Annotated in this window: 7 protein-coding genes; 6 read left to right on the top strand and 1 reads right to left on the bottom strand. The window is 50.1% G+C overall.

Annotation, left to right across the window (positions count from 1 at the left end; all coding sequences use genetic code 11):
* Window positions 1-2,249: protein kinase (locus L0156_03790; protein MCI0602111.1), on the bottom strand; the 2,249-nt coding region annotated here is incomplete at its 3' end.
* A 16-nt stretch (window positions 2,250-2,265) separates the two neighbouring features.
* Between L0156_03790 and L0156_03785 the strand changes: the two genes are divergently transcribed.
* The 6 genes from L0156_03785 (at window position 2,266) to L0156_03760 (ending at window position 12,169) form a co-directional block, all read left to right on the top strand.
* Window positions 2,266-4,986, top strand: a complete 2,721-nt coding sequence (locus L0156_03785; GenBank protein ID MCI0602110.1) for a serine/threonine-protein kinase — start codon at window positions 2,266-2,268, stop codon at window positions 4,984-4,986.
* A gap of 78 nt (window positions 4,987-5,064) precedes the next feature.
* Window positions 5,065-6,330 carry a PQQ-like beta-propeller repeat protein gene (locus L0156_03780; protein MCI0602109.1) on the top strand — a complete coding sequence of 422 codons (1,266 nt, stop codon included), beginning with the start codon at window positions 5,065-5,067 and terminating at the stop codon, window positions 6,328-6,330.
* A 7-nt stretch (window positions 6,331-6,337) separates the two neighbouring features.
* Entirely contained in the window at window positions 6,338-8,437 is a 2,100-nt protein-coding gene (locus L0156_03775; protein MCI0602108.1) for a prolyl oligopeptidase family serine peptidase, read from the top strand.
* 73 nt (window positions 8,438-8,510) lie between these two features.
* The gene (locus L0156_03770) at window positions 8,511-11,459 is read left to right on the top strand and encodes a protein kinase (protein MCI0602107.1); all 2,949 of its coding nucleotides are present in this window, start codon (window positions 8,511-8,513) and stop codon (window positions 11,457-11,459) included.
* A 33-nt stretch (window positions 11,460-11,492) separates the two neighbouring features.
* Complete coding sequence (locus L0156_03765; GenBank protein MCI0602106.1) at window positions 11,493-11,738, top strand: type II toxin-antitoxin system VapB family antitoxin; 246 nt, start codon at window positions 11,493-11,495, stop codon at window positions 11,736-11,738.
* Window positions 11,735-12,169, top strand: a complete 435-nt coding sequence (locus tag L0156_03760) for a PIN domain-containing protein (GenBank protein ID MCI0602105.1) — start codon at window positions 11,735-11,737, stop codon at window positions 12,167-12,169. The genes L0156_03765 and L0156_03760 overlap by 4 nt, the downstream gene beginning before the upstream one ends.
* Window positions 12,170-12,600 lie beyond the last annotated feature (431 nt).

The raw sequence follows: 12,600 nt of genomic DNA, 5'->3' as shown, positions 1-12,600 counted from the left end.
TATGCGTAAGCTACTGTCAGATCTGAGAATTTAGTAGGGTCTGTCGATGCCTTTAACTCCTGGAGGATTCGACGCGCCTCTTTCTGATTGCCCATGCGCGCATATGCGGTTGCGATATCGCCCGACATGCCGACGGTATCTCCACCATGCAAATTTGCTTTTCTAAGATTGGTGATTGCCTCATCGTATCTCCCGATTTGAGAGTAAAGTTCTCCGAGAATCCAGTACGGCATAGTATTCCCGGGGTTAGGATCCAATTCAATTGCGCGGCGCACATGCGGGAGCGCTTCCTCATATTTATGGGCGCGATAAAGTGCTCTTGCATAACGTGATTGAGTCGTTGATGAAAGTGGATCCAATTCTTCAGCACGCTTCATTTCCCTGATGGCTTCCGCATGTCGTTCCAGTGAGGAAAGCAAGTCACCGTAAGCGCGATGCGCGTCGGCGCTATTACGATCGATGTCCAGAGCTCGCGTAAATTCCTGTTCCGCTCCTGACCAGTTCCAATCAAACATATAGACCCATCCGAGTGCCAATCGTGCTTGAAGCTGGCGAGGATCCAGTGCCAGCGCCTTCAATGCAGCCTGCCGCGCAACCGGTTTTGTTTCTTTAAAGTTTTTTATTCCCCAGATACCGCGCAAATTCCAGGCTTCGGCGAGACTGCCATATGCGGCAGAATAATCCGGAGCGAGTTGAATCGCGCGCTCAAAGTACGCTATCGCCTTTTGCAAATCTTCTTCATTCGTACGAAGATGGTAACGGCCTAGCAGGTAAGTTTCGTGCGCCTGGGGATGAATGTTCTGTGATGCTTCCAGGCGGCGTCTTTCTTCAGGAGTTACGTGGATACGGATTTCGTCTGCAATCTCGCGCGCTACATCGCTTTGCAACTGTAGCACGTCCCCACCATCGCGCTCGTAATCGCGTACCAGCAAAGGAGAATCGGTCGATACCTGTATCAACTTAACAGTAACCTTCACCCGGCCGCTCGATCGTTGCACCGATCCTTCGATTACACTGTCCACTTTCAATTCACCGGCAATTTCCGGTATCGACTTGTTGCTGATTTTCTTGTAACGCATCACAGAAGTCCGTGAAATCACGCGAAGTGACCCGATTTGCGCAATTTTGCCTATCAGTTCTTCTGTCATTCCATCGACAAAATATTCCTGCGACGGATCACCTGAGAGATTCTGCAGCGGCAAGACCGCCAGTGACTTGATTTGAGACTGCAGTTCGGAAGTGTTTTGTTTGGAACTCCCTATGTATAGGAGCGAGCCGGCGATTCCGATCAAGAGTATGCTAACGAGAATGGAACGTTGAATGGTTTTCGCTAATTTGCTTTTCGGCAACTTTGCAGCGGAACGCTGGAGCCGGTCTTCGAATTCCAAACGCTCCTTAAGATGCTGCAAATCATTGAGTAGTTCTTTAGCGCTTTGATACCGGTCTTCTTTGCGCTTACGCAGTGTTTTCAGGATAATCCAATCGAGTTCATCAGGAAGCGGAAACGGTGAGAGATTCTTTAGCGAAGGTGGTTCTTTCTCCAGAATTGCAACCAGCACGTCGGTCACTGTCTGGCCAGCAAATGGCGTACATCTGGAAAGCATTTCATACAACAGGCAACCGAGGCTCCAGATATCCGTACGCGTATCAACGGGAAGTCCGCGCGCCTGTTCTGGTGACATGTACGGCGCGGTTCCAACAACTACGCCTGTCTGAGTATGCGCTTCATGTGATTTTGTGGCGGCGCTTGTATCTCCGGTGTCCTGTGATTCCGATTCGATCAGTTTAGCGAGGCCGAAATCAAGCACTTTAACGTAACCGTCCCCCCGGATCATGATGTTCGCGGGCTTGATATCCCTGTGAACAATCCCTGCCTGGTGCGCTGCAGCCAACGCCGAAGCCACCTGAACCGCAACGTTCAAAGCATCATTCGTTTTCATGGCGCCTCTACGCTTGAGCAGTGCGCGCAACGTTTCGCCTTCGATAAATTCTGTGACGATGAACTGATGACTTCCATCTTCTCCGACTTCATGAATTGTGAGAATATTCGGATGGTTGAGAGCCGATGCGGCTTTCGCTTCTTGCTTGAAACGTCTCAAACGTTCTTCCTTTCGAGTGTATTCGGGTGGAAGAATTTTTAATGCGACGCGACGCTTTAGAATCGTATCTTCCGCTAAATAAACCTCGCCCATACCGCCGGCGCCTAGCCTATCAAGAATGCGATAATGCGAGATTGCCTGTCCGATCATTCAATTTCTTAGAGCAATGATAACTGAAGTGATCAGACAAAAGAAAATGAAGAAGGTTTACGGCAATGTGTGGTTAAATAGACGGCTTATGATATTGACCAGCGGTTCCAAACTTGGTCCGTACGAAATCATTGCGCCGGTCGGCGCAGGTGGAATGGGGGAAGTCTATCGCGCGAAAGATACGCGGTTGGACCGGATTGTTGCGATCAAAGTTTTGCCTTCTCATTTCTCCGAAAATCCGCAGATGAAGCAACGCTTTGAAAGGGAGGCCCGCACCATTTCAAGCCTGACTCACCCGAATATTTGCGCTCTCTATGATGTCGGTCATCATAATGGCACTGACTTTCTGGTTATGGAGTTTCTGGAAGGACAGTCGCTCTCCAATCGTTTGGAAAAAGGGCCACTTGCTGTTGAACAGGTGTTGAAATATGGTGTACAGATCGCGGAAGCGCTGGACAGAGCTCACCGTCAGGGGGTGATTCATCGCGACTTGAAACCAGCAAACATCATCCTGACTAAGTCAGGCGCGAAACTGCTCGATTTTGGACTCGCAAAGTATCAGTTGAAGGAAAAAGCCCCGGCCGCTTCTCATCTGGAAACGCGTGAGAAACCTCTGACTGAAGAAGGAACGATCCTGGGGACCGTTCAATATATGGCGCCCGAACAGTTGGAAGGAAAGGAAGCGGATCAACGCACCGATATCTTTGCGTTTGGCGAAGTGCTCTACGAGATGATTACCGGAAAACGCGCGTTCACAGGATCAAGCAAGGCAGCGCTGATCTCTTCGATCCTTTCCAAAGACCCGCCGTCTGTTTCCAGCGTCCAGTCATTGGTCCCCGCGGCTTTAGATCACGTCATAAGAAAGTGTCTTGCAAAAGATCCGGAGGAACGTTGGCAAAATGCTCAAGATATCGCGAGTGAATTGAAATGGATTTCAGAAACATCGCAAAGCACACAGACAGCAGTCGCCGGCAAAGTGGTTCGCCCCAGAAATTGGGAACGAATCGGGTGGATCGCTGCGACTCTCATTTTGCTTGCCGTCGCTGTTCTGTTTTATACAACGCGCGCACCGAAGGACAAGTCCCTGGTCAGACTTTCCATTGTTCCGGAAGGGGAAACGCGGATCAGTGGCCAGCTCTCGATTTCGCCGAATGGAAAAAGTGTGGCATTCGTCGCAAAAACTCTCACGGGGGAAACTGCGTTGTGGGTCAGATCGACCGATTGGGCAAACGCGAAAAAATTGCCTGGCACAAGTAATGCGATCTATCCCTTCTGGGCTCCGGACAATCGCTATATCGGTTTTTTCGCTGATGGAAAATTGAAGAAAATTGATATGCAGGAAGGTCCCCCTCAGACAATTTGTGAGGCGCCGGTCGGAAGAGGTGGAAGTTGGAACAAGGATGGAGTGATTATTTTTTCACCAAACTTCACAGCTACAACACTCCTTCGTGTCCGGGCCACCGGCAGCGGAAATCCTGTTTCGGTCTTCCCCGAAGTTCCCGACCGTACAACGATTCACCCACAATTTTTGCCGGATGGAAATCATTTCCTGGTTCAAGTTGGTGGCTCTTTGGAAAGTCGAGGAATTTATATCGGCAGTCTGGATTCAAAAAACATCAATCAGGTATTAAACAATACCGGGCGCGCTGAGATCATAGAACCGGGTTGGATGCTGTTTGTCCGCGAGAACAATTTGATGGTGAGTCCCTTCGACTTGGAAAAACTGGAAATGACCGGAGAAGCTTTTCCGATTGTTGAAAATATCAGCTTTGATGGCGCCTACCATGCTTTTTCCGTTTCCAGGAATGGTGTGCTTTCCTATTCGAATGTGGACCTGATCAACACACAGCTTGTTTGGATGGACCGTACAGGGAAACAGACAGCTGATCTGGGAGGTCCAGGGCAAATCATTGAGCCAACCCTATCGAATGATGAAAAGAAACTGGCCGTGGGTCAGGTCGATTCTACATCGGGTCGCGTCAACCTCTGGACCGTCGATATTTTGCGTAAAACCTTCAGCCGTATAAGCAATGATAGGGATTCGAATCATTATGCGTCACTCTGGTCCGGCGATGGGAGCAAGGTTGTCTATTCCGCCCGCAGCGAAAAATCTTTTGATATATACGAGCAAACGGCCAGCGGGACGGCGCCCAAACGAATTCTCCTGTCGATGGAATCTGCGCAATTTGCTGACGATTGGAGCAAGGATGGAAAGTACATCCTGTTTGAAAGTGAAGATGAAAAAACAAAATATGATCTCTGGTTTCTGCCGCTGTCTGGAGATCGTAAGCCTCAACCCTATGTTCGGTCGGAGTTTAATGAAGCTCACGGACGATTCTCGCCCGATGGGAAATGGGTTGCTTATGGATCCGATGAAATCGGACGCTCCGAAATTTATGTACGCCGTTTTCCGGATGCAGGAAGCGGCAAGTGGCAAATCTCTACAGGCGGCGGCGATCAGCCTTACTGGCGCGGTGACGGAAAGGAGCTTTACTACTTGGCCCCGGATGGAAAAATTATGGCGGTAGAAGTGAATGCCGGCGATACGTTTGACGCAAGTGTACCAACTGCGTTATTCCCAACTTTTGTCATTCCACAAGGTCTTGTCGGCAGCGACCGTAATCAATACGTCGTCACTTCCGATGGCCAACGGTTCCTGATCAACTCTTCACCGGCACAAGCGATCTTCGCACCCATCATGATCGTGTTTAACTGGATGGAGATGCTGAAGAAGTAAGGCCATTTCAAATCCTAACAAAGCCTGCCGATCCCTGATTCCTTGTTGGAATAGCAGATCTTCCATAACTTCAAAAGAATGAAGACATCGCTGGCCCTTGCTTTCTTTTTTGCGTTGAGCGTTTGCGCAACCGACTGGCCGCAATTTCTTGGACCGAACCGCGACGGCACGATTTCCGATGAAACTTTTGTACGGGCCTGGCTAAAAAACGGAATCAAGGAGCAGTGGCGCATTCCCATTGGAGCAGGCTATTCCGGACTCGCCGTACAAAACAATCGAATTTTTACAATGGAACGAAAAGACAAGGATGAATGGATTGTCGCTTTGCAGACTTCTGATGGAAAACGCTTATGGAGTGTCCGCACCGGCTCATCACCGGATGATGTGTACGGCGGTCTTGGTCCACGTGTGACTCCTTCCGTTGATGTAGCGCGGACGTCCCGTCTGCGCAGGCTCTACGCAGGCGAGACGCCCGCGCTACAGAATGGAGAACTCGTTTTTACAATGAGCGCGCAGGGTGATCTGCTCGCGTTTGATTCTGCAACCGGGAAACAAGTATGGAAAAGGGGATTGGCTGCCGAACTGGGATGGCGCCCACCGGCGGAAGGAACATCCTGTTCGCCGTTGATTCAAGAAGGACGCATCTATCTGATCATCGGAGGCAGCAAGGGAAATGCATTTGCGGCATTCGACCGGAACACAGGAAAAACTCTCTGGACATCACAAGAGGATCGAACCTCCTATTCCTCTGCGGTACGTTGGGACTTCAGTGGAATCAAACAAGTTCTGTTTCTTTCCGGTTCGAATCTCTTTTCAGTTAACGCCGAAACCGGGAAACTGTTTTGGAAGTATCCGTGGCCGACCTACGATTGGGTGAATGTTGCAACTCCCATTGTGATTCCGCCGGATCGTGTTTTTATTTCTGCGGGATATGACCAGGGCGCTGCGATGCTTCGCTTGAAAAAGAAAACTGACGGTATGCTGGAAATCTCTGAAGTCTGGCGAAACCGCGAAATGAAAAACCATTTTAATAATTCCGTTTATCACAATTCTGCCATCTACGGATTTGATAATGCGATTTTGAAAGCGATCGATGCGCAATCTGGGAAAACACTCTGGCGTGAGAAAAGGTTTGGGACTGGATCGATTGTGCGCGCGGGAAACTATTTGATCATTCTTTCCGATTCCGGTGAACTTGCGTGCGCAAAAGCCGATCCGGAGGCATTGAATGTGGAGGCAAAGTTGCCCGTACTCAAAGGCAAATGCTGGACTCCGGTTACTCTTGCGGATGGCAAAATCTTTCTCCGCAATCATAACGAAATCGTCTGTCTCACTGCGATCTAAATTCTTTATGCGAAACAAAACAACGATGCACATAGTTCTCCTGATTCTGTTTTGCGCGCTCCATGCCGCATCGAACGACACATGGATTTGGCTGGAGGAAGTGGATGGAACCAAGGCGCTTGCATGGGTGAACGAACAGAATCAGAGGACCGCAGCGGAATTAAAAACCAAACCTGAGTTTGAACCCTTATATAAGCAAGCTCTCGAAACGTTGAATTCGTCATCGCGCATTCCATCTGTCGCTCAACGCGGGAAGTGGCTTTACAACTTCTGGAAAGATGCGGAGCATCCCCGCGGTGTTTATCGCCGCACGACGATCGAAGAATTCCGGAAAGCTGAACCCAGATGGGAAACGGTCCTGGATATGGATCTGCTTTCGGAGAAGGAAGAGAAACAGTGGGTGTTCCACGGCATGGATTGCCTCGAGCCCGATTATGATCGCTGCCTCGTCTCTTTGGCTCCGGGTGGATCAGATGCATCCGAAATTCGTGAATTCGATATGGCAAAGCTTAACTTTGTAACAGAAGGATTCTTCCTTCCAGTGTCAAAATCCTCTGCATCCTGGATGGATGGGAACACACTCTTTGTCGGTCCCGATACGGGTGGCGACTCTGTTACAGAATCGGGATATCCGCGATCAGCAAAAATCTGGTTGCGCGGAACGTCGCTTACGAGCGCGCAAACGATCTACGAAGGAAAAGTGGCATCGGTCAGTTCGAGAGCTTACAGGATTCGCACGGATGCAGGAAATATCGATCTTGTCACCGAAAGACCATCTTTCTGGACTGAAATCCATTTTCAATTGGTCGATGGTAAGCTGCAGAAGCTCACTTTGCCGGAAACAGCCGTGGTGGAAGGAGGCTTTCACGGCAAACTCGTCATCTCGTTGAAAGAAGATTGGACCAGCGGGAATAAGAAATTCATCGAAGGTTCTGTCATTGTCGCCGATCCCGAAGCACTCCGCGGAGGCAATGGCGTCATTGAACTGCTGGCAGCCCCCACAGCCACCGAGATGATTGAGAAGGTCGTACCAGCAAAGTCTGCGATTCTAATCGAAACAATTCACAATGTTCGGGGCCGGCTTTATCAGTACACTTACACAGAAGGGGCGCCGGCTAGAAATGGGATTCCGTTTCCTGAAAACGGCGCAATCGATATTTCCAGTGTTGATGACATAACAGGAGATTTCTTTGTTCAATTTCAATCTTTCATAACTCCTCCGACACTTTATTATGTAGAGGCAAGGGATTTGAAACCGCAGAAGATGAAGGCGCAGGACGCGACATTTGACGGATCGAAGTTCGATGTCAATCAATACTGGGCGACTTCTCATGACGGAACGAAAGTGCCTTATTTCATCGTGATGAAGAAGGGCACGCGATTGAACGGGAAGAATCCAACGCATATTTTTTCGTATGGCGGTTTTCGCAATTCGCTCACACCTTCTTACTCGGGATCATACGAACAGCTCTCGGGTGCATATGGAAAGCTCTGGCTCGTGCGGGGAGGCGTTTTCGTGCTTGCGAACATCCGCGGTGGAGGGGAATTTGGGCCGGCCTGGCATAAGTCCGCGTTGCGCGAAAACCGCGTGAAATCGTTTGAGGATTTCGAGGCGATCGTACGAGATTTATTCGCACGCAAAATCACTTCTCCGAAACATTTGGGAATCGAAGGGCGTTCGAATGGAGGTCTGCTTGTGATGGCGCTGCTCACACGACATCCGGAACTGTACGGCGCCGTCATCTGCGGTTCACCTCTCGTGGATATGCTTCGCTATCATAAGATGCTGGCAGGAGCGAGCTGGGTGGCTGAATTTGGAAATCCGGAAGTTCCAGGAGACCTGAAGTTTCTTGAAACTTATTCCCCTTATCAACTGTTAAAGAAGGGACAGAAGTATCCACCGGTGTTTTTCTATGCATCGACTCGTGATGATCGCGTGCATCCGGGCCATGCGCGCAAAACCGTTGCAAGAATGCTGGAGCTGGGATACAGCGATACCCTCTTTTACGAGAACACGGAAGGAGGCCATGGCGCTTCCAGCACAAACGAGCAACTTGCTTACCGCTTAGCGCTTGCGTACGCGCACCTGTGGCAGCGGCTTAAGTAAACAAAGTAGCGCGGGCCTCCGGCCTGCGAAGCGCCGCCGGGACGGCCGCGCTACTTTGCTATGATAGATCTTCATGATCGGCGCAACCGTCAAGCATTACAAAATCCTCTACCGAATTGGCAAAGGAGGTATGGGCGAAGTGTTTGCCGCTGAAGACAGCATTCTCAAGCGGAAAGTTGCGCTGAAAATACTTCCTGGCGAAGTTGCGAAAGATCCGTCGCGCGCGGAACGGTTTCAGAGGGAAGCAGAATCGATTGCCGCTTTGAATCATCCCAATATCGTCACCATCCATTCTTTGGAAGAAGATGCGGGGATCCACTTTCTCACAATGGAACTTGTCGAAGGGAAAACTCTAGGTGAATTGATTTCTGCAAACGGAATGGACGTCCCAACATTTTTGCGATTCTCCATTCGGATTGCCGAAGCGTTAACAGCAGCACACGAAAAAAAAGTTGTCCACCGCGATTTGAAACCGGCTAACATCATGGTGACGGACGATGACCGCATAAAAATTCTGGATTTTGGTCTGGCAAAGCTTTTTCACGGCGACTCCGATCCGGAGGCTTCACATTTAGAGACTCAAGCGCACACAGAGGCAGGAATCCTGATGGGGACAATTCCTTACATGTCACCCGAACAAGTTCAAGGCAAGAAGCTTGATCACCGTACTGATATCTTTTCACTTGGAATCATCTTCTATGAGATGATCACGGGACAAAGACCATTTCAGGGCAACACATCCGCCGATATCATTTCCTCCATATTAAGAGACGCTCCTGACCCGATAAGCAATATTAAGAAGGAACTGCCCGAGGGAATCGAACGGATCGTGCGCCGTTGCCTGATGAAAAATCCCAACGAACGCTATCAGACCGCTCGTGATGTTCACAATGACCTTCGCGATCTGGCGGAAACCGGACCATTGTCCCGCTCGACCGCCGTGAGAAAAACGCCACAGCATAATATTCCTGCATTACTCACAAAATTTGTCGGCCGTGAACACGAGCTCGAAGAGTTGATCGCGCTTCTTTCGACAAACAGGCTGGTAACGATCACGGGAGTCGGAGGCGCAGGTAAAACTCGACTCTCCATGGAAGCTGCCCTTCGAAGTCTCAAAAATTTTTCAGACGGAGTCTGGCAGGTGAATCTTGCGACTTTTCAATCACCTGATCTCATCTTGAGTGTGATTGCCGGCGCTCTGGAAGTGACGGAAGAATCAGAGCGGCCTTTGTTAGGGTCCGTAATCACCAGTTTGCAGAATAAGAATCTGTTACTCGTAATTGATAGTTGCGAGCATGTTTTGGATGAGGCGGCCAGAGTGATCGAAACCGTTCTTCGTTCTGTACCTGGAGTGCGGGTGCTCGCAACCAGTCGTGAATCACTGAATGTGGATGGTGAACATGTCTGGAGAGTTCCTTCTCTTTCCACGCCGGGTCAGGAGGATGTTCTGAGCGTGGAGAATGCAGGGAAGTTCGATTCGGTTCAGCTATTTGTTGAGCGGGCGGTCGCGAGCGATCCGCGATTTCGACTGAACGAAGCGAATCTGGATTCTGTGGTGAAGATTTGCCGGCGATTGGATGGAATTCCGCTTGCGATCGAACTTGCCGCTGTAAGGATCAAAGCGATGTCGGCCAGCGAGATTTACAAACGTCTTGATGACTGCTTCAAGTTACTTTCCTCCGGGTCACGCGCCTCTCTTCAAAGGCATCAAACACTCCGCGCTGCCGTGGATTGGAGCTACGATCTTCTTGCGCCCGCTGAACGAATTCTGTTTTGCAGACTCGCTTGTTTTTCCGGTGGTTTTGATCTGGAAGCAGCGGAATCTGTTTGTATTGGCGGCGAAATTGAAGCAAGCGACGTTCTCGATCTTCTGGCGAAGCTTGTTGATAAATCACTCGTTGTTCTGGAAAGGAATGAAGCAGACAATGTGCGTTATCGTTTGCTCGAACCGCTTCGACAGTACGCTCTGGAAAAACTTGGTGATGGCGTGGAGGCAACAACTCTGGGCCGCAATCACTACGAATATTTTGTATATCTTGCCGATAAGGCGTATCAGGAGCGCATCGAGTCGTCCACTTACTGGTTGGAACGTCTGGAACGGGATCATGACAATCTACGAGCGGCGCTCCGGTGGGCGGCACAGAGTATAGATGATGGCGGGTTGCGTCTTGCGGGCGCGCTTGCGTGGTTCTGGCAACTCCATTCGCATTTCACTGAGGGTCGCCAGACTCTGCGTCGCGTATTGAAGCAAAATCAGAAACGGACATTTGAAGTAGCGCGCGCTCTGTGGGGAGCAAGTATTCTTGCCATTCATCAGGGTGAACATGAAGAAGGACGCAAGTTTGCGGAGGAAACCGTTTCCATCTGGCGGGAACTGGGAGACAAGAAAGAACTGGCTCTGGCCTTGGAGTCGATTGGCTGGTCTGTATGGTTTGGCGGGGATTCCAAGGCATCCTACGATGCTTTTGAAGAGGCTCTTGAAATTCACCGGCAAATGGGTGACGAACGTTTGATCAATCGCGCGATCCTGAATATCTGCCAGATACTGGTGAGCGAATGGAGAGTGGAAGAGGCTGAGCCTCTGGCTAAAAAAGCTCTGGAGACTGGGATCAAACTTGGTGAGCCGCGCGATATTCATAATGCGCATCACTATCTCGCTGATTGCGCGCTCATCCGGGGTGATGTGGATAATGCTGAAAAAAAATACGCGGCAAGTTTGCAGGCAGCAATCGTGTACGGGGACCGCTTTGAAATGCTTTTCGAAGTAGAAGGTGTGGCAATGGCGCTTGCAGGACAGGGACGCACGACAAAAGCATTGCGTCTCGCGGGCGCTGCCGATGCCGAGCGAGATGTTCTCAAAGCACACATATCCATTCCTTTTTGGGAAACACTGAAAGAGCGATATCTTAAAGCAGCGGAAACAAAAGCCGGCCCTGAGGTTGCGCAAAAAGAAAAGAAATCCGGCGGAAAGATGGGCTTGGAAAGGGCTATGCAATACGCTCTTGATCTAAGCCGCGATTGACATCTATACATACTCTTCAATACACTTGGATGTATGAAGACGACCGTAGAGATTCCCGATTCCCTCCTTCAAGAAGCGAGACGATTGGCTGAAAAAGAAGGCAGCAGCGTGAAGGTCCTGGTGGAAGAAGGTCTTCGGCGGATCATCCTGGAAAGAAAAAAAGGAAAATCTTTCCGTCTCCGGAAAGCCTCCTTTCGCGGAAAGGGGATACAGGGTGAAGTCACCGAGGGATCCTGGGAAAGAATTCGCGATCTCGTTTATGAAGGCCGCGGCGCATGATTGCGATCGATACGAACTTATTGGTTTATGCTCATCGCGAAGACTCGCAATGGCACGCTGCAGCGAGTTCCGTGATCAAGGCACTCGCCGAGGGGCCTTCGATCTGGACCATTCCCTGGCCCTGCATTCATGAATTTCTAGCAATTGTGACTCACTCGAAAATCTATTCTCCACCAACCCCACTATCCCGTGCGCTGGCGCAGGTCGATGCGTGGATGGAATCTCCCTCACTGGTGCTATTGAGCGAATCAGAAGGATACTGGAAAGAATTTCGCTCGGCCATGCTGGCCGGAAGGATTTCGGGCCCACAGGTGCATGACGCCAGGGTTGCCGCATTATGCCGTTTTCATGGCATTGATGAACTGTGGACAGCAGACCGGGATTTCGGCCGGTTTACGGGGATTCTTGTGAAGAATCCACTCATCAGCTGAACGTCGAACAATCTTCCTCATAATGTGTCTAAACCTAATGTATGGAATTTGGACTTGTACATGCTTGCCCCATATACGAAACACCGGGGCCAGGATTTGATCTGCTTGTTATTGTGACGTTCCTCATTTGTCTGATCCGGTCTGCTCGCGAAGAACCATTGATTACGTTTGGAACCATTGTCTCTGGTTTCCACCAAACACGTCCTCGCGTTCAACAACCTGCTATTAGAAGGATCCGCAATCTGTTCTCACCGGTCCATCTGCATGCATTGCGAAGCCAGATTCGTTGTGCTTATTGCCACGACCTGATCATCGAAAACGAATCACAGCGTTGTCCTGAATGCCGGACCTTACATCATTCGGAGTGTTTTATCGATGGCGGCTGCGCTATTTTCGGATGCACCTTCGCTCGAACCCTACGGTGAAACAAT

The organism is bacterium, from assembly GCA_022616075.1.
Lineage (GTDB): Bacteria > Acidobacteriota > HRBIN11 > JAKEFK01 > JAKEFK01 > JAKEFK01.
This window is presented reverse-complemented; position numbering and strand designations above follow the sequence as displayed.

Bases quoted from the DNA above. Each gene is read 5' to 3' on its own strand.
- L0156_03785 (MCI0602110.1), top strand. From the start codon at position 2,266: ATGATAACTGAAGTGATCAGACAAAAGAAAATGAAGAAGGTTTACGGC.
- L0156_03780 (MCI0602109.1), top strand. From the start codon at position 5,065: ATGAAGACATCGCTGGCCCTTGCTTTCTTTTTTGCGTTGAGCGTTTGC.
- L0156_03775 (MCI0602108.1), top strand. From the start codon at position 6,338: ATGCGAAACAAAACAACGATGCACATAGTTCTCCTGATTCTGTTTTGC.
- L0156_03770 (MCI0602107.1), top strand. From the start codon at position 8,511: ATGATCGGCGCAACCGTCAAGCATTACAAAATCCTCTACCGAATTGGC.
- L0156_03765 (MCI0602106.1), top strand. From the start codon at position 11,493: ATGAAGACGACCGTAGAGATTCCCGATTCCCTCCTTCAAGAAGCGAGA.
- L0156_03760 (MCI0602105.1), top strand. From the start codon at position 11,735: ATGATTGCGATCGATACGAACTTATTGGTTTATGCTCATCGCGAAGAC.